The sequence below is a fragment of the Marinitoga sp. 1135 genome, assembly GCF_013363245.1.
GTDB lineage: Bacteria > Thermotogota > Thermotogae > Petrotogales > Petrotogaceae > Marinitoga > Marinitoga piezophila.
Window position 1 is genome coordinate 79049 of sequence record NZ_LBEZ01000001.1, and the last position, 18142, is coordinate 97190.

Consider the following 18142-nt stretch of genomic DNA (forward strand, 5'->3'; position numbering starts at 1 on the left):
GCCCAGGGAATTTTTTATAATAACAATTTTTTTTCAATATTTTTTCCTATAGCCTGTATTAATTGTGTAATAGATATTAAAATAATAATATCATAAATTAAAACATCAAATCTAAATCGTTGATAGCCGTAATTTATAGCCATAGCACCAAGACCTCCAGCACCAACAGCACCGGCAATTGCGGTATAGGTTATAAGATTAATTAATAATAAAGTTATATCAGAAACTATTTTTGGTAAAGTTTCAGGCAACAACATTTTTAATATAAATTCTGTATTATTCATTCCAAGAGTATGTGCGGTATCAAGCATTTCTTTAGGAAGAGAATTAAATGTATTTTCACTTAATCTGGCCATAAAAGGAATAGCAGCTATAGTTAGTGAAACAACTGCTGATTTTGGACCTATAATTGTTCCGGCTATTAATTTAGTTAAAGGAATAACAAGCACAATTAAAATTATAAAAGGTATAGATCTAAAAATATTTATAAATCCATCAAGAATTCTATAAATAATTCTTGAAATTGTATCATTATTAATAGAAGTTAAATACAATAATATTCCAATTGGAATTCCAAAAACAACGCTTAGAAAACCTGAAAAAAATGTCATATAAAGGGTTTCTAACGTAGCTTTTAGTAATTCATTATAAATATGCATCTTATAACACCTCCAGGGAATAAACGTGTTTTTGTAAATCATATATAAATTCCTTTGCTCCGTTTCCCTCAATTTCAATTATAAGTTTTCCAAAAGGTGCATTTTTAAATTCTTCTATTTTTCCGTATAAAATATTAAAAGTAATATTATATTTTTTTGCAATGTTATAAAGAATAGGTTTTTCAACATTGTTTCCATAAAAGATAATTTTTATAATCTTGCCAGTTCTTTCTTTTAATTTATTATAATTAAAATTAACATCCTTATAGAATTCATTATTTAATTCATTTTCAAATTCTGAGAAGAATTTATAAACTTCTCCATAATAATAAACTCTTCCGTTTTTCAAATATAGTATTTTATCGCAAATTCTTTTTATTACATCCATTTCATGAGTGATAATAATAGTTGAAATGGCCATTTCTATATTTATTTTTAATATTAATTCAAGTATTTTTTCAGTAGTTTTTGGATCAAGCGCAGATGTAGGTTCATCAAGGAACAAAATATCAGGATTTGAGACAATTGCTCTTGCAATTGACACTCTTTGTTTTTCTCCACCTGATAATTGTGATGGAAAAGCTTTAATTCGGTGATCAAGACCAACTTTTTTTATAATATCAATGACTCTTTTTTCAATATTTCTTTCTTTATTAAGAATAAGAGGCAAAGCAATATTATCAAAAACATTTTTTCTTGATAACAAATTATAATGTTGAAATGCAACGCCTATTTTTTTTCGAATTTTTCTTAAATCTCTACCTGATAATGAGGTTAAATCAATATTGTTAAATAGAATTTTTCCCTCAGGTCTTTTTAAAAGAGTTAAAGCTCTCAATAAGGAGGACTTTCCGGCTCCGGAAAGTCCTATTATCCCAACGATTTCGCCTTTTTTTATATTAAAATTAATATCTTTTAAAATGTAATTTAATCCATCATATGTAAGATTCAAGTTTTTAACTTCAAGCAAAACATTCACACTCCTTAAAATACTGGAACAACAGCCCCATTATATTTTTCTAATATAAACTCCTTTACCTTCTGACTTTGCAATAATTCAATTAACTTTTTTAATTGTTTATTATTTTTATTTTTTTCTTTTACTGCAATAATATTTGCATATGGTGAATTTGCATCTTCAATAAAAATAGCATCCTGCAAAGGATTTAAACCATTTTCAATAGCATAATTTGTATTAATAACTGCACCAACAACAGTATTATCTTCTTTGTAAGTTCTTGGAAGATATGCAGCGTCCAATTCTACAAAATTTAAATTATATTTATTATCTTTAATATCCGTTATTGTTACTTTCAATGAATTTGTTGATTTAAGGGTGATTAAACCATTTTTTGCAAGTAATAATAAAGCTCTTCCTTCATTAGTTGCATCATTAGGAATAACAACCTTATCACCGGATTTAAATTCTGATAATTGTTTTTTAGAATAAAAACCCATTGGTTCAACATGAATTTTAGCAACGGCAATTAAATCGGTATATCCTTTATTTTTTGAAAATTCTTCTAAATAGGGAATATGTTGAAAATAATTAGCATCAATCTGTTCTTCTTCTAACGCGATATTAGGCTGTACATAATCATTAAAAACAACAATATCTAATTTATATCCCGTTTCCTTTTCAAAATCATTTTTAACAAATTCTAGAATTTCAGCGTGCGGAATAGCTGTAGCTCCGATTTTAAAAACTTTCTCTTTTTCACTACATCCCATCAATACCAATAAAATTCCTACCAGAATAAATACCACTTTTTTCATAAAAAACCACCTCCATAAAAAATATTAAAAAAAAGAAGGCCGATTATTTCTAATCGGCCTTCTCAATTAAAACCACTCAGCACGAAAACAGTGTGGCATTAATCTTCATTAGAGAAGACCGCAAATGCCACATCATCATCATATTTACTTTATATAAAAATTCAAATGTTGAAAAATTTTTCATAAAATCACCTCTGTAATTTTTTACGATTTTAACATAAATAAAGTCAAATGTCAAGACTTTTTTTAATACAAAAATAAAAACTCCCGACATAAGTCGGGAGTTTTTTGGAGGCAACGGAGTGCTTCCATTATATAATCTCATGTAAGTTTTTTCAAAGCGAAGGATTAAAAATATTATGTCAAATATTTTGTAATTTACTAATATACTTACTTAGACCTCTGAGTTTTATTGCTACATAGTTTTTATTTGAGCGCCCCGACGGGCGAATCTCAATTCTATCAATTACTTGATGTAAAAAATCTTCCAACAAAACTTGATCATCACTATTAAGAATACTTATAGCTGTATCAACCATGTTCTTAATAGTTATATCGTCTATCTCTATAACTTCTTCATTATACCTTTTAATTCTTGACTTTAAAGATTTTATCTCATCATCTAATTTTTTAATTCTACTTTTAATACTTTCCGGATTTACGCCGTTTTCAACTGCATCAATAAAACTTTCTTCTAATCGTTTTTTCTTTTCTTTTAAAACATTTATTTTTTTCTTTTCCTCTAGAATTTCGTCTTTATGTTTTTGTTCTTTTAGTTGCATCATAGCTTTTATTCTTTCCAATAATTCTTCAGAATTTAAAATACCAAAAACATCATTTAAAAGAAAGTCTATTACAAAATTTTCTACTTTTTGTTTTGAAATTGAAGTAAAATGATCTCCTTTTTCTCTATTATTTTTAGCTTTTTGCCATTCAGAACAAACATATCTTGGATATGTTCCACCGTAAGGAGTCATGTGAGCTCCGCATACACCACAGTATATAAGTCCTTTTAACAAATATTTATGTTTACTTTTTCTTATTTTTCTTTTCTTCTTCATTTCAGCATGAGCTTTATTCCAAAGTTCTTCAGAAATAATTGCAGGTATGGCATTATTTACTACTACAGCATCATCTCTTTTAATGTGTGAAGTTCTATGGTTCCCACGTGCCCATACATAGGTTCCTTTATATTTAGGATTTCTTAGTATGTCATAAATTGTACTATAACTCCATTTATTCCCTCTTCTATTGGTATAACCATTTTTGTTCAAATACTCTTCTATTTTAATGCTGGAATATCCTTTTGCCGCTAACTCAAACATTAATTTTACAACTTCCGCTTCGCGTTCATTTATAACATATTTTTTTCTTGGTATTTTCTTCACTCTATCACCAAAAGTTATTTCTTCATAAGTTTCTTCTACATCATATCCATACGGTGGAATTCCACCTAAAAAATAAGCTTTTTCTGCAGTAATTCTTACTTTGGTGTTTATTTCATTCTTAAGATTTTTCAAATACCAATCAGCTACACTGGCCATAATATTAAAAATAAGATCACCAGACGCACCTGTTAAATCTTCAGATACAGAAAGAAGATCCACTCCATATTGATTTAACTCAGCTTTATACCATGCAGCGTCTTTTATATTTCGTGCGAATCTATCAATTTTATGAATAATTACAGCATCAAATTTTTTAGATTTTGCATCTTTTACCATTCTTTGAAATTCTGGCCTATCATCGGATTTTGCTGATCTTGCTCTATCGATATATTTTTCTACAATTTTATACCCGTTCTTTTCAGCATATTCTGTTATTGCTCTTAATTGTGCTTCTATGGAATCATCAGTCTGATTTTCACTTGAAAACCTTGCATAAGCAGCAGCTCTTTTCATAACTCCTCACTTCCCTCCTTGCTAACCTTTTGTAGTGAAAGCAAAAACTTATAAAATGCGTAAAGTTCGTCTTGATTGAGTTTTCTTTCATCCCAAAACATAAATCCAAATTCCTTCAAAAGATCCAAATCTTCTTCGGAAACAAGCACATGAACTATAATCATTTGCATCACCTCATTGAGATTTTATCTTTTTTCTAATACGGTGATGCAAAATATTAATACTTAAACGATTTAACATAAGTTATCAATTTACTACATATATTATACTACATTTTAGTAAATAAAACAAAACAAAAAATTAATGATAGCGTCACATTAGAAATTAACTTTTTGAAATATTTATGATAAAATATTATTAAGGAGGGATTATTATGGCATTTAAATCAAAAATAGAGTGGACAGAATCTTCCTGGAATCCTGTAACTGGATGTACTAAAGAAAGCTTGGGATGCCAAAATTGTTATGCTGAAAGATTAGCTAAAAGATTAAAAAATATGGGATTAAAAAAATACGAAAATGGATTTAAAGTTACTATACATCCTAAAAGTTTAAATGAACCATTGAATTGGAAAAAACCGCAAATTATTTTTGTAGTTTCGATGGGGGACCTATTTCATAAGGATGTTCCAGATGATTTTATTGAAAAAGTTTTTGAAGTGATGAATAAAGCATATTGGCATACTTTTCAAGTTTTAACTAAAAGAAGTGAAAGACTATTAGAAATTTCTAAAAAAGTTAAATGGACAGATAATATATGGGCAGGAGTAACAGTAGAGCATGAGAAATATTTATATAGATTAAATCACTTGAAAAAAATTCCAGCAAAAATAAAATTTGTTTCAATGGAACCTCTTTTAAGTGACATGCCTTATATTGATTTTGATGGAATTGATTGGGTTGTAGTCGGCGGAGAAAGTGGCCCCGGAGCAAGATCAATAGAACCTGATTGGGTAAGAAATATTAGAAATATGTGTTTAGAACAAGACATTCATTTCTTCTTCAAACAATGGGGAGGATTTAACAAAAAGAAAAACGGAAGGATCCTTGATGGTAGAACATGGGATGATATGCCTGAAATTAATACCAAAATAGAACGTCTTCCAGTTTAGGAAGACGTTTATTTTATTATTTCAATTATTGAAGAATATGGTAATGTGTTTTTTCGCCGTTTCTTTTTCTCATCTAAATCTTTAATATATTTTATTTTACCTTCTTTTTCAAGACTTAAAAGATATTCTCTTATTTTTTTCTCAGGCCAAATGAATTTATCTGAATGAAGAAAAAAAGAATATATTTTTTCAGCAATTATTGGTTCATTATGAGGAAATAGTATACACAAATTCTTTTCAAAATACTCTTTTCCTGGGTCAAATAAAACTAATTGATTTTTAATATTTTTATCATTTGGCGTATAACCAAAACTATTTGAAAAAGTACTTTCATTAAACATTATTTCTTTCATTTTTTTAATAGCTTTGTAATGTTGTGAAATATGAATTAGATTATAAACTGTAGAATTTTTTGAATTTTTCATATTGAAAATTAAAACTTTAGATTTTTCGAATTTTTCTTTTATTTGTTTTTTGAATTCTAAAGCATAATTTTCCACATTATCTAAGTCAATATCAGTACCAAAAATTTCCCTTATTTTTTTATTATTCATTTTATCTTTATTTCTAGTTAAAGCACTTGAAACAAAATTTATAAGAATTTCAGATTTAAAATTATTCAAAAAGAATTCTATCCATTCAAATTTTATATTAATTCCAAAAGGGTCAATAAAAACAAATAATGGTAAGTTTTTCAATTCATTTTGCGGGAATTGTTTTAAGAAAGCTTCTAAAGCTGTGACTAATCTATCAAATTCCATATTTTGTACTCTAAATTTTATTTTTTCTTCTATTTTTTCAATATTATATTTTTTATCTAAAACATCGAATTTTTTCTCTAAATTACTTTGAAGTATCTGTGATGCTTCTTTGTTTTTTTCTACAAAAAATAAGTAAAAATTTGCTTTATTATGATTTTTTAATGCAAAAAAACTTTCTTCTAGCGCAACTAATGGAGAGCCTTCTTTAAAGTTTCCTAAAGTATCTTGTAATTTGCCAGAACCAGCAAAACCATCAATATAAAATATCGATGTATAATCTTTTGAAACAGCAGTAAACCATATATGTAAGTATTTTCCCAATATAGCTTCTTTAATCAAAGTATGTTCTTTGATATCCCAATCTAAAGCTGATTTAGGTGACATGTAACTTCCTCCTCATTATTTAAGAATAATTTGTTTGAGTTTCTTTTGTAAATATTTATTTTTTCATATTTATTTGGTTTTAGCTTGTTGTTATACCAATATACATTATCTTTTTTTATTTTATTTTTGTCTATTTCCTCAAATATATAGCAAGCTATTTTATTTATAATATCTATATTCCCTTCTCTACCAACAATACAAATTTCAGAAGCATTTTTTATTAAATGTTCTAATAAATCTTTTTGAAATTCAATAATAAGTTTAATCCAAGCTTTTTCAATTTCTATTTTGGAATTATTAATTTTTTTTACTATATAATCTACTATATCATCAATTTTGCATTTGTCTTTATTATTATTTTCTTTTAAACAGTCAATCCAATTTGTAATTACATTTTCTAATCCCTCTGTTGTTCCACTCCAGAATGGAAATATTTCTACGAAGATGAAATTTTTAACACAATTCATTTTATAAAAAATCTTAGAAGTATTTACAATAATTCCACCAAAATATGAACTAACAACATATTGTTCATCTAAAAAATAATTAAATACAGCTTTTTTATAATAATAAAAATCACTATTAGTAGTTTTATCGTTAGTAGTTTCATCACAAATTTCATTTCCGATTAAATCTTTATATTCATTACTATACCAATTATTAGAATTATTAATATATTTTTCTAGTGTTGTTTTCTTTTTCTCTAAGTTTATAAGACCATTGTTTATACCAATATATAAAATTGCATTATCTGTTGGTACGTAGATTTTTCTATCTTTCTTTATATTCCCACAGTATTTAAAAGTTTTTAAAAATACAGGTGGCAAACAAAAAAGTTGATCTATATTTTCTGTATTTTGATCGCATTTTTTAATAGTTCCTATTGATTTCCATCCACACCAAATTTTTTCTAATGTTCCCAAATCAATTTCACACACCCGCATCCCCCCTCAATTCCTCTCGTACTCCTCGAGTTTAACAGGAACAAAGTTTAATAAGTAATATCAAAAATTTAATATTTCTAAAGGTTTAAACATATGCCAAGTAGATTTTGTTGATTTTGCACCATTTACATAATTTTTTTCTAATATAATTTCATAATAAGTATTTGCTGGTATATAAACATATTGATCAGCAGAAGTTATTTCAACTTCTTGTGATGAAGAATAATTTGTTCCATGATATATATAAGTCACCTTGGCAGAAGATACATTATTAAAATCATTAATAACTACATGAAGAATTCCCCAACTATAATCTACATTAAAACTTAAAGATGAATCTTGAAGCAAAGACTTTATTTCATAGTCACCACTTATGTTTTCAAAATCTTTCCCTGTATTTATATAAATTCTATATATTCCTGTTTCAGAAATTGGAATAGAAACTTCAAAATTTGAATCAAATGTATAAGTAGCATTATTGGTATCTTCCTTTTTTCGAATATAAACAGCGGCATCTTCTTTGTTTTGAGATAAAAATTCTGGAACTTCTGGATAATTTAATTTTATTCGTAATTTAGACTCTAAATTCAATTCTTTTCCTAAATATGTAGAATCAAATGTTCCGCTTGCATATAACATTCCATTCACAAATTGATTAACTTTTCCTGAAATTGAATTATCTTTCAAAATTCCAGAATATTCAATTTTTACTTTGGAATTATTAAATGAATATTCATAGGAGAAGTTTAAATTTGTCATATCTTCAAAATTCCCATTAATATTATATTTATCAGTTGGTTCTCCAAAAATATCGTGCTTTTGGAAATATCCTGTAATTTTATCAGTATCAGCATTTGGTTCTATAAACATATAGTCCGTATTTTTTAATCCTGATAAAGTTGTATCAATTTTCCAATATCCTGAAATTTCAGGATATTCGACTTTTGAAAAAAGATCACTAATACATGAAGATAAAGAAAAAAGCAAAAGTATTCCTATAAAAAATAAACCCACTTTTTTCATGTAGTTCCCTCCTTAATCAAAAATTAATATATCAAGCGTTTGATTAATTAAAAAAGCGAGACCCTCGAGGTCTCGCTAATTGACATTCATTTCATAATATATTTTTTTCAAATCATCAAAGATATTCAAATTATAATTTTTCAATTTCTTTTCTAAAATTCCTTTTTCTAAGGTTTTTTTAAAAGATAATATTTCAATTCCTACAATTTCATCAGTATCATCATCAAAGAAAAGTATGATGTTGTCATCAATCATATCTCCATATTTACTTTTTGAATCTTTTAATTTTATATAAACCACATCACCTTTTGGACTGTATCCGTGTTTTCTTTTCATAATTATTCCTCCAAATTTTCTTCTTTGCCTATAATTGTACCATATTCAATTGAATTTATGTATATGAATGGTTTACATTTTAATCTTTGTGTTTTGAATGTTGTTACAACAAAATAGGGTGTTTGAGAAAAATCAACTATAACAGCTGTATATTTATTATAAGATTCATCAAAAGCATAATAAAATTCTCTATTTTCATTATCAAAGCTTTTGCCAATTGCATAAGGATTCTCTAAAGTATTTTTAACCTCTTCAAGTTTTTCAACCATATCTTCTGGAATATCATCTCTTTTTTCTATATGCCCATACCATGTCGAACTATATAAAACAACTTTTCTTCCTAAAGGGTCAGTAGTACTAAAAATTATTTCATCTTTATTAACCATTCTTTTATCCCTCTTTTGAACCTGGCAATTTTATTTCTCCAAATTGTTCTTCGTACTTTTTTATATGTTGGGATAATATTTTAAGAAATTCTTTCGCATGTTGTGGACTCATAATAATTTCTTCTCTTACAATAGCTTCAATTCCTTTCTCAGATGCATTTCTTATTTTGCCAAAACTAATTGAAAGATCATAAAAACTCGAAGATACAGTAATAAAATTTGAATATACTTCCTTAAAATCCTCGCTCTTAATAATTTTAACCTTTCTTTCTTCCATAATCCCCCTCCTTGTTTTCTTTATTCCCATCTTTCATATTTCCCTACTACTTTACCAACAATAATTATGTCGTCCCAATTTCTTTTTGGGATTACTATTGGCGGATGATTTTCATTTAAACTAATTAATGTTATAGCATTTTCAGATTGATAATATTTTTTTACTACGCCTTCATTTCCATTAATGATAATCACTCCGATTTCGCCATTTTCAAGAATAGGTTGTTTTAAAACTACGGCAATATCTCCGTCTTTAAGACGAGGTTCCATGGAGTCTCCTTTGATTATTAAACCAAAATCTCCTCGCATTCCTTCAGGGATAACGATAAAATCGAGTAATTCTTCATATGCAACTTCACCATGCTGACTATTTGCTGCAACATAGCCATATACAGGAATTTGCTTTAAACTGAGTTTGTTGTCTTCGATGTTTTTAATTTTATTATCTATTCCCAAAAGAAAGTCTACTGAGACATCAAAAATTTCAGAAAGTTGTTTGATTATTTCTAAATTCGGTTCGCTCTTCCCTAATTCCCATGACGAAACAGTTGAACGTCCAACGTTCAACATATTAGCTAAATCCATCTGTTTTAAGCCTTTTCTTTCTCTTAAATCTTTAATTCTTTGACTGAATTTTGAGTCCATAATAATCACCTTTTTATTTATTCAATTGATATTATATACCAAAATGTCAAGATTTTCAACATTGACATAATAATAAACTCTTAATACAAATGAAATTATTTTGTAATTGACATGACGATATTATTGTCGTATAATATAAATGTCAAGAAATTCGTCACAAAAGAAAGGAGGTTGAAAAAGATGTCAAAATTAAGAGAATTAAGACTAAAAAATAACATGACCCAAGAAGATTTAGCTAAAAAAATAAATGTTGCAAGAACAACTGTAACTTCTTGGGAAAATGAAATGAGCAAACCCCCACTCGACAAAGCAATAAAAATAGCAAGAATATTAGGAACAACAGTAGAAGAACTCTTCGATTTTAAAGATACAACGGAATTGACGAGGTGATGCATAGTGAAAGAGCTTATTTCTGTAAATGAAAAATTCTTTGGCAGCGAAAAGATTCAGACAGTAAATGCAAGAGAGTTACATGAAAAATTGAAGGTTGGTTCGAGGTTCAATGATTGGATAAGAAACAGAATAGAAAAATACGGTTTTATTGAAGGAATTGATTTTATAACGCTTACTAAAAATTTAGTAAGCGGTGGAAAACAAAAGGAATACTACATTTCATTAGACATGGCTAAAGAATTGTGTATGGTTGAAAATAATGAATTAGGAAGAATGTTCAGAAAATATTTTATAGAAGTTGAAAAACGATATAAAAAAATACAAACTCCAAAGTTACCGCAAAATTATCTTGAAGCATTAAAAGAATTAGTGAGAGTAGAAGAAGAACGCCAGGCTCTCGAAGCAGAAAACAGACAAATGAAACCAAAAGCAGAAGCATTTGATGAATTGATTTCAACAGACGGCAAATACACAATGTCAGAAGTTGCAAAATTGCTGAACTGGGGACGAAACAGATTATTTAAGTTTTTAAGAATGCAGGGAATATTGAGAAATAATAATGAGCCTTATCAGGAATACGTAGATAGAGGATATTTCAAATTAAGAACATATACAATTAAACACACAGATTTTGAAGAAGTGAAAGTTCAAACTTTAGTTACACCAAAAGGTCTTGAATGGATCAGAAAGATTTTGAAAAGAGAGATGGAGTTTATATGAGAATAAAAGCTCTTTGGAAAGTGAATAAAAAAAGGTTGCGCAGGGCAACCAATTAAAAATTAACTATTATTAAGCAACATTCCAATTGCTTGAAGAGCTAAAGAAGATATATTGAATATCTCACTTTTATGTTCGTTAAACCATTTTTTTAAACGTTCTAATGTGTTTTTATTTGGTTTTTCAAGTTGTTTTTCTAATAACTCTATTCTTGTTTCAACATCATCTTTTAAATCTGGATCATTTATATTTGCTATTTCTTTTTTTAGTTGTTCAAATATATTTTCAAGAGTATCTGATGAATTTTGAATTATGTTAGAATTCTCTATTTTTTCAGCTTGAATGTTTTGAATATTGTTATTATTGCCGAAATTATTTATTTTTTGTTCCATAAAATCACTCCTTTGGAGGTGTTATTATGATAATTCGTTCTTTTAAAGTGTCAGATCCGGAATCATCTTTAGAAGAATCCTTGGAAAAAGTTTTTAATAGTTTGTATGAAACAGTTTTTAAAGATTCTGTTCCCAAAAATGTGAATTTAAAATTTACAGCTATTATTGACGAAGCTACAGATAAATTTCCAATAGAAAAGACAAAAGAAATTATTAAAGTTTTTGTTGAATCACATGGATATAAAGTAGAAAAAATAGAAATTAAAAATTCTAAAACAATTATTCATTTTGAGTAAATTCAGACTTATCAATATTTTTTGCTTGAACATTTTGAATATTCCCACTTAAAACAATATTTATGATACTTTGTTCTGAAATATTTTTTGATTCATTTAGTTCTGCTTTAACTCTCAAATCTATAAGCATAAATTTCAATTCTCTATAAAAAGTATTTAGAAAATCGATGAGAAAATTTTGCAAATAATTATCTGAGTACCAATTGTGACCAATTCTTAGAGGGAAATCTTCATCGTCAATTAATTTTTCCAAGATAAGTTTTGAAGTTAAAAAACGTTCTGATTTGTTTTTACCTAAATCAAATGTTCCGGACCCTACCATACTTCCACGTAATTTTGCATTTTCTTCGATCCAATTATCAATATCAACATTAATATTTTGAGAAATTAAATTCGTAATGTGTTTTAAAACTCGATCTTCTTTTAAAAGTTGAAAGAGTGAGACTAAAGAATTTTTTACACCACTTTCTGAATTATGGGACATAACAACTTGATAAGCTAAATCTAATTTTTCTGTTGCAGCAATAATTTCTGGTAACTTAAATCCCATAAGAACATCCCCCTTTATAAAAGATTATCATTAACATTTTAATACAAAATTCAAAATTTTCAAAACGGAGGTGATGCAATGGATTTTAAAGTGACAGACAAAGAAGCAGCGGTTATAAATGCTTGTTTCTGGTTAATGGATCATCCGGAAATTATGGAAAAATATAAACCTAAAAAGGAGGAAGATGATGGAAAAGATAAAAGAAAAAAAGATATTCAAACCGAAAGAAAAGTTTCTAAAGTTGGTTAAAATCTTTGAAATTTTAACTGAAGGAGATGAGAAAAGTGGAGAAACTACATCCGATAGGAGTAGCGTTATTTCAAAATCCAAAAACAAGAGAGTATCTTATTAATCTTGCAAAACAGAGGAGGGGAGAAAATGGGGACAGTAAGGACAGTAAAGATTTCAGGAATACCGATTCAAAAGTTGATAGCAGAAAACTCAAACAGCATAGCAAACGCATTCTTCATAAAACAATTACTTGAAAGGTTTGAGATGTATGAAGATATTGAAGATGAACTCAAAGAAAAGATTAAAAGTTGGATACCTGATTCTCCTGAGCCGTATCGCAGTAGATTCAAAGAAATATTACAAACTATCCAGAAAATTGATAAACCGCAAGATGAAATAATAATGCTAATACTTTTCAGAGTAATTCAAATAGAAACAGAAAATCGCAAAAGTAACGGATATTTAAAGTTCTTTGACATCAAAGGTCCATATCAAAAATGGAAGATTAGAGAGGGGATTAAAAGATACAAAGAAGAACAACAGAGATTAATGCCTTTACCATTAAAAAACGCCCACACCGCTGGGACAGTGTGAGCAAGACGTGTAATAATGGATTTCACTTAAAACTAACCGTTTATATTATACCATAAAAAAATTAAAAATAATAGGAGGGAGAAAAATGAGAGCTGAAAAACTTTTAAATACAAGAGAAATTAGTTATGAAGAATGGAAGAAAACAAGAATGAAAGGAATTGGAGGATCAGATGCAGCAGCAATTGTTGGATTAAATAGATATAAAAGTCCTTTGAGAGTATATCTTGAAAAAATAGGCGAAGCACCAGAAGTTGAAGATAACGAAAGAATGTATTGGGGAAGAGTTCTTGAAAGTTTAGTTGCAAAAGAATTTGAAAAAAGAACTGGTAAAAAAGTTAGACGAGTAAATGCAATTTTACAACATCCGGAATACGACTTTATGATTGCAAATATTGATAGAAGAGTTGTAGGAGAAAATGCAATTTTAGAATGTAAAACAACTTCTCAATGGAATGAAAAAGAATGGAAAGGTGATGAAGTTCCTCAAGAATATATAATTCAAGTTCAACATTATATGGCCGTTACTGGAGCAGAAAAAGCATATATAGCAGTATTAATTGGTGGAAATAAATTTTTATACAAAGAAATTGAAAGAGATGATGAATTAATTGAATTACTTATTGAGAAAGAAAAAGAATTCTGGAAAATGGTTGAAAATAGAACACCGCCAGTTTTAGATGGAAGTAAAGATGCTGAAGAAATTCTTAAATACATGTATCCTGAAGCAATAGAAGGAACAGAAATTGAGTTACCTGAAGAAAACGTAGAACTTATTGAAAGAAGAAAAGAATTAGATAGGCAAAAGAAGGAATTAGAGACAAGTATTAAAGCAATTGATAATCGTCTTAAACAATTAATTGGAGACAATGAAAAAGCTAAATGCGGATCATATATTTTGTCTTATAAAAACATTAAATCAAGTAGATTTGATTCTAAAAAATTCAAAAAAGAGCATGAGAATCTCTATAAAAAATACATAAAAGAATCATATTATAGAAAATTTGAAATTAAGGAGGTTAAATAATATGGCAAACACAAAGCAAGTTAAAGATAAATTAAAAAATGGAAGTAATACAGCAATTTCACCTATGCAAAAAAACTATATGTCAATAGAAGATTATTTAAGAAAACATTCAAAAGAGCTTCAACAAGCCTTACCTAAACATATGGATTCTGAAAGATTAGCTCGAGTTGCTTTAACCACAATGAGACAAAATCCTAAGCTTTTACAGTGTTCCTTACCTTCTTTAGTTGGTGCAATACTCCAGGCAGCACAACTTGGATTAGAACCAAATGTTTTAGGACATGCTTATTTCATTCCTTATTATTCTTCAAAAACAAAGTCATATGAAGTGCAATTTCAAATTGGATATAAAGGATTACTTGAGTTAGTAAGAAGATCCGGAGAAATTGAAACAATAGATGCACATGAAGTATATGAAAATGATGAATTTGAATATGAATATGGTTTGGATCCTAAATTAAGACATAAACCAGCATTAAAAAATAGAGGAGAAGTATATGCATATTATGCTGTTGCAAAGTTTAAAGATGGCGGATATAGCTTTTTAGTAATGGGAAAAGAAGATATTGAAAAGATAAGAAAAAGAAGTAAATCACCAAATAATGGTCCATGGGTAACAGATTATGATGCAATGGCCAAAAAGACAGTAATAAAACAATTATGCAAATACTTACCTTTGAGCATTGAAGTACAAAAAGCAGTAGCTGCAGATGAAACGACTAAAAAAGAAATTTCGGAAGATATTGCTTTAGAAGTTCCAGATGAAACAGATTGGGAAACTCCTGCTGTTGTTGAAGATGCTGTTGAAGTTCAGGAAGAAATTGTTGAAGAAACAAAAGAAGAAGAAAATGTTGAAGATATTGAAAATAGAAATAAAATTCTAAAAGTATTTAAAGAGTAGCTCAAAGGGGGCTTCCCCCCAGCCCCCGATTAATTGGGAGTGCAGAGTTTAATTAGTTAGGTGTTGAGCGTCTATGTCGTTTAACAGTTTCAGTTTTTCCGTTTCTTTTACGTTTGTATGGTTTAACTGGCACAATCTTTTTGCCTTTGTTTGTCTTGGCCATTGTATTCACCTCCTTTCATTGAAAATCGGATAATATTAAATTCAAAATCTGCACTCCCAATATTATTATACTACTACATATAGTAGAGTTACTTTTTATTTACACAAGTGGTTGTGAAAAATACCAAAATGTAGAGGTGGCTTTTTATGTTTTCAAATAATCTTAGAAAATTAAGAATAAAAAAAGGATTAACTCAAGAAAAAATAGCAAAGAAAATAGGTGTAACCGCAAAATCAGTAGGACACTGGGAAACTGGAAGAAGAAAACCGACATTTGATAAATTGATTAAACTTGCAAAAATATTAGAAGTTTCTATAGATGAGTTGATTAAATAAGAAAAAGCTCTTTGACAAGTTAATATTCGAGTTTTAGTTTTGAAATGAATATGGCAAAGAATAAGAGGTGATTATATGACATATGTTGATTTTATCCGTTGGTTTTGGAAGCAACTAAGATATTTACCCATTGATGCTCAGGAAGGATTTCTATTTCTTGCACTGTTAGATGAACTGAATGAATATTGGTTAATGACAGGCAAGAGGGAATGGGTAAAACTTAGAGCTTCAGCTTTGATGGATAAATCACGTTTAAAAAAAGACACTTTTTACAGAGCAAGAAATAAATTAAAGCAATTAGGATTAATCGATTTTAAAGAGGGAAAAAATCGAAATGATTTAGCCAGATATTTTATTCCAGACTCTGCCACACAGACACTAGGTCAGACTCTACCCGAGATACTACCCGCGACACTAGGTCAGACAGTAAGTCAGACTCTACCCGCGAATAATAATATAGATATAGATATAGAAAAAGATATAGAAAAAAATGATATAGTCCCTCAACAAGTTGAAGGACCACAGCAAACTCCGTATCAAAAAATAGTTGAGCTTTATCACGCGTATTGTCCTTCTTTACCAAAAGTTAGAGTTTTGAATGAAACAAGAAAGAAATATATTAGAGCACGTTGGAAAGAACATCCTGATTTAAAATTTTGGGAAAACTATTTTAAGAGTGTTGAGGAAAGTGATTTTTTAACAGGACGTGCTAATTATGGGAATAGGGATCCATTTATTGCTGATCTTGAATGGCTAATGCGACCGAATAATTTCGCCAAGGTAATTGAGGGAAAATACAAAAATAGAACAGAAACGAAAAAAGAAGAAGATTTTTACATAACTTTTCCGGAGGGGTTTAAAACATGATTGATATTAACAAAGTTTTTGATGATCTTATAGAACTTTTCTTTGCGTATTCAAACAGTTATGGAAAAAAGGCTGAAGGACTAAAAAGAAAAATAATAGCAAAATATTATACTTTTAGAGCTTTGTTTATAAAGGTTAAATGGAGTGATGATGAATTAGTTATGTATTTAGATAATAAATTCAAGGAGTGGGAAAATGCGAGTTGAAGATTTAGAACGTTGGTTGGTTGGATATATGTTTCTTGATGATTCCATTGATGTAGCTACTATAAACAAAAAAGACTTTTCAAATCAGCATTTAGGTTTGATTTTTGAATACCTTAAAAATAAACTTGATAACAATGAACCAATTGATATTTTTACGGTATCTCATGATTTAAAAATAAAGCCGGAAAGTTTAGATGAGCTAATAGACAGTGTTCCTGCTATATTTAATTTTGAAAGTGCCGTAAAAAAACTTAAAGAAGAAAGCATAAAAAGACAATTAAAAGAATTAACGAAACAAATTAATGAAACCTTGGAAGATAGAAATATTTACGAGGTTTTAGGATATGTTGAACAGAAAATATTGGGAATTGATATTATCACTGAACGTCCTTTTAAAACTTTTAATGAAAGTATTTCAACTTTTTGGGAAGAATTAGAACAAGTAAGAGAATTGACATTACAAGGAAAAATAAATGGAATTCCTTCAGGATTAACAGATTTAGATAAGTTTATAGGTGGATTTAAACCAGAGCAATTAATTATAATAGCAGGTCGTCCTTCAATGGGGAAAACAACATTCGCTTTAAACATTGCAACTAATATGGCTAAAAATGGGTATCCTTCTGCATTCTTTTCTTTAGAAATGGGGCAAAAAAACTTGAGAGATAAAATAATAGCTTCATTTACACATATCGACTACCAAAAAATTGAGAATAAATTTTTAAATCACAAGGAGCAAGAGATTATAAAAGGTGTATTAAAGGAATATGAGAAAACACCTATTCTTCTCGGGGATACAACTCATTTGACAATAGAAAGTGTAAAATCACTTGCCAGAAAGTTAAAACGAGAGTATAAGATAAAAGCTTTATTCTTGGATTATCTACAACTTATGGCCAAATCGACGGATCTTGTTAAGGAGTTAGGAATGATTACACGACAGTTGAAACTTCTTGCTGTTGAACTTAAAATACCGATATTTTTATTATCTCAATTATCACGTCAGGTGGAACATAGAGAAAATAAACGACCATTAATGGCAGATTTAAGAGATTCAGGAGCTATTGAACAAGATGCGGACATAATCCTCTTTTTATATCGTCCAGCATATTACTGGAAATATAAAAAAGGAAATTATGAGGAAGAAACTGACAAAGCCGAAAAAATGGAAGTAATTGTTGGGAAAAATCGAAATGGAAGAACTGGAATAGTTGAATTAGGGTTCTTTGGAAAGTATTCGCATTTCTTCGATCTTGCGTTAGCGAGGTGAA

26 protein-coding genes are annotated in these 18142 nt (G+C 28.4%); 12 read left to right on the top strand and 14 right to left on the bottom strand.

Annotation, left to right across the window (positions count from 1 at the left end):
* Nucleotides 1-14: 14 nt before the first annotated feature.
* From XO10_RS00415 to XO10_RS00435, 5 genes are all read right to left on the bottom strand, one after another.
* Complete coding sequence (locus tag XO10_RS00415; RefSeq protein WP_014295613.1) at nt 15-659, bottom strand: methionine ABC transporter permease; 645 nt, start codon at nt 657-659, stop codon at nt 15-17.
* Nucleotide 660: 1 nt separating this feature from the next.
* Complete coding sequence (locus XO10_RS00420; protein WP_232223905.1) at nt 661-1638, bottom strand: methionine ABC transporter ATP-binding protein; 978 nt, start codon at nt 1636-1638, stop codon at nt 661-663.
* A 5-nt stretch (nt 1639-1643) separates the two neighbouring features.
* Nucleotides 1644-2435 (bottom strand): MetQ/NlpA family ABC transporter substrate-binding protein, encoded by a 792-nt coding sequence (locus XO10_RS00425; protein WP_014295615.1) that lies wholly within the window; start codon nt 2433-2435, stop codon nt 1644-1646.
* A 362-nt stretch (nt 2436-2797) separates the two neighbouring features.
* Nucleotides 2798-4336, bottom strand: coding sequence for a recombinase family protein (locus tag XO10_RS00430; RefSeq protein ID WP_175420967.1), 1539 nt, complete (start codon nt 4334-4336; stop codon nt 2798-2800).
* Nucleotides 4333-4500: a hypothetical protein gene (locus XO10_RS00435; RefSeq protein WP_175420968.1), complete on the bottom strand. Its 168-nt coding sequence runs from the start codon at nt 4498-4500 to the stop codon at nt 4333-4335. Before XO10_RS00435 ends, XO10_RS00430 begins: the two co-directional genes overlap by 4 nt.
* A 209-nt stretch (nt 4501-4709) precedes the next feature.
* Between XO10_RS00435 and XO10_RS00440 the strand changes: the two genes are divergently transcribed.
* Nucleotides 4710-5447, top strand: coding sequence for a DUF5131 family protein (locus XO10_RS00440; protein WP_175420969.1), 738 nt, complete (start codon nt 4710-4712; stop codon nt 5445-5447).
* Nucleotides 5448-5455: 8 nt separating this feature from the next.
* Here XO10_RS00440 and tcmP read toward each other — a convergent pair whose 3' ends face one another.
* The 7 genes from tcmP to XO10_RS00475 form a co-directional block, all read right to left on the bottom strand.
* The gene (tcmP, locus tag XO10_RS00445) at nt 5456-6592 is read right to left on the bottom strand and encodes a three-Cys-motif partner protein TcmP (RefSeq protein WP_175420970.1); all 1137 of its coding nucleotides are present in this window, start codon (nt 6590-6592) and stop codon (nt 5456-5458) included.
* Nucleotides 6571-7530, bottom strand: coding sequence for a hypothetical protein (locus tag XO10_RS00450; RefSeq protein WP_175420971.1), 960 nt, complete (start codon nt 7528-7530; stop codon nt 6571-6573). Before XO10_RS00450 ends, tcmP begins: the two co-directional genes overlap by 22 nt.
* A gap of 66 nt (nt 7531-7596) precedes the next feature.
* Nucleotides 7597-8559 carry a hypothetical protein gene (locus tag XO10_RS00455; protein ID WP_175420972.1) on the bottom strand — a complete coding sequence of 321 codons (963 nt, stop codon included), beginning with the start codon at nt 8557-8559 and terminating at the stop codon, nt 7597-7599.
* 75 nt (nt 8560-8634) lie between these two features.
* The gene (locus XO10_RS00460) at nt 8635-8895 is read right to left on the bottom strand and encodes a DUF2283 domain-containing protein (protein WP_175420973.1); all 261 of its coding nucleotides are present in this window, start codon (nt 8893-8895) and stop codon (nt 8635-8637) included.
* 2 nt (nt 8896-8897) lie between these two features.
* Nucleotides 8898-9281, bottom strand: a complete 384-nt coding sequence (locus XO10_RS00465) for a hypothetical protein (RefSeq protein WP_175420974.1) — start codon at nt 9279-9281, stop codon at nt 8898-8900.
* Nucleotides 9282-9285: 4 nt separating this feature from the next.
* Entirely contained in the window at nt 9286-9588 is a 303-nt protein-coding gene (locus tag XO10_RS00470; protein ID WP_368494253.1) for a DUF3467 domain-containing protein, read from the bottom strand.
* A complete protein-coding gene (locus tag XO10_RS00475; protein ID WP_175417957.1) occupies nt 9579-10202 on the bottom strand; it encodes a LexA family transcriptional regulator in 624 nt (207 codons plus the stop codon). The genes XO10_RS00470 and XO10_RS00475 overlap by 10 nt, the downstream gene beginning before the upstream one ends.
* 180 nt (nt 10203-10382) lie before the next feature.
* Here XO10_RS00475 and XO10_RS00480 point away from each other — a divergent pair, with 180 nt between their 5' ends.
* Both XO10_RS00480 and XO10_RS10765 read left to right on the top strand, forming a co-directional pair.
* Nucleotides 10383-10592: a helix-turn-helix transcriptional regulator gene (locus tag XO10_RS00480; protein ID WP_175420976.1), complete on the top strand. Its 210-nt coding sequence runs from the start codon at nt 10383-10385 to the stop codon at nt 10590-10592.
* Nucleotides 10593-10598: 6 nt separating this feature from the next.
* Entirely contained in the window at nt 10599-11315 is a 717-nt protein-coding gene (locus tag XO10_RS10765) for a phage antirepressor KilAC domain-containing protein (RefSeq protein WP_175420977.1), read from the top strand.
* 59 nt (nt 11316-11374) lie between these two features.
* Here XO10_RS10765 and XO10_RS00490 read toward each other — a convergent pair whose 3' ends face one another.
* Nucleotides 11375-11704, bottom strand: coding sequence for a hypothetical protein (locus XO10_RS00490; protein ID WP_075780057.1), 330 nt, complete (start codon nt 11702-11704; stop codon nt 11375-11377).
* A 26-nt stretch (nt 11705-11730) separates the two neighbouring features.
* Here XO10_RS00490 and XO10_RS00495 point away from each other — a divergent pair, with 26 nt between their 5' ends.
* Nucleotides 11731-12000, top strand: a complete 270-nt coding sequence (locus tag XO10_RS00495) for a hypothetical protein (RefSeq protein WP_175420978.1) — start codon at nt 11731-11733, stop codon at nt 11998-12000.
* On the opposite strand, the gene XO10_RS00500 is transcribed toward XO10_RS00495, so the two are convergent.
* Complete coding sequence (locus XO10_RS00500; protein ID WP_175420979.1) at nt 11984-12550, bottom strand: hypothetical protein; 567 nt, start codon at nt 12548-12550, stop codon at nt 11984-11986. The two genes, XO10_RS00495 and XO10_RS00500, sit on opposite strands and share 17 nt — an antisense overlap.
* 78 nt (nt 12551-12628) lie before the next feature.
* Here XO10_RS00500 and XO10_RS00505 point away from each other — a divergent pair, with 78 nt between their 5' ends.
* The 8 genes from XO10_RS00505 to XO10_RS00540 all read left to right on the top strand — a co-directional run bounded on the left by XO10_RS00505 (nt 12629) and on the right by XO10_RS00540 (nt 18141).
* Nucleotides 12629-12799 (top strand): hypothetical protein, encoded by a 171-nt coding sequence (locus tag XO10_RS00505; protein ID WP_175420980.1) that lies wholly within the window; start codon nt 12629-12631, stop codon nt 12797-12799.
* 129 nt (nt 12800-12928) lie between these two features.
* Complete coding sequence (locus tag XO10_RS00510) at nt 12929-13375, top strand: hypothetical protein (RefSeq protein WP_175420981.1); 447 nt, start codon at nt 12929-12931, stop codon at nt 13373-13375.
* 85 nt (nt 13376-13460) lie between these two features.
* Nucleotides 13461-14399, top strand: a complete 939-nt coding sequence (locus XO10_RS00515) for a YqaJ viral recombinase family protein (RefSeq protein ID WP_175420982.1) — start codon at nt 13461-13463, stop codon at nt 14397-14399.
* A 1-nt stretch (nt 14400) separates the two neighbouring features.
* Nucleotides 14401-15300 carry a recombination protein RecT gene (recT, locus tag XO10_RS00520; protein WP_175420983.1) on the top strand — a complete coding sequence of 300 codons (900 nt, stop codon included), beginning with the start codon at nt 14401-14403 and terminating at the stop codon, nt 15298-15300.
* 309 nt (nt 15301-15609) lie between these two features.
* Nucleotides 15610-15798 carry a helix-turn-helix domain-containing protein gene (locus XO10_RS00525; protein ID WP_175420984.1) on the top strand — a complete coding sequence of 63 codons (189 nt, stop codon included), beginning with the start codon at nt 15610-15612 and terminating at the stop codon, nt 15796-15798.
* 75 nt (nt 15799-15873) lie between these two features.
* Entirely contained in the window at nt 15874-16665 is a 792-nt protein-coding gene (locus XO10_RS00530) for a hypothetical protein (RefSeq protein WP_175420985.1), read from the top strand.
* Entirely contained in the window at nt 16662-16871 is a 210-nt protein-coding gene (locus XO10_RS00535) for a hypothetical protein (RefSeq protein ID WP_175417965.1), read from the top strand. The genes XO10_RS00530 and XO10_RS00535 overlap by 4 nt, the downstream gene beginning before the upstream one ends.
* Nucleotides 16861-18141 (top strand): replicative DNA helicase, encoded by a 1281-nt coding sequence (locus XO10_RS00540; RefSeq protein ID WP_175417966.1) that lies wholly within the window; start codon nt 16861-16863, stop codon nt 18139-18141. The genes XO10_RS00535 and XO10_RS00540 overlap by 11 nt, the downstream gene beginning before the upstream one ends.
* The last annotated feature ends 1 nt before the right edge of the window (nt 18142 follow it).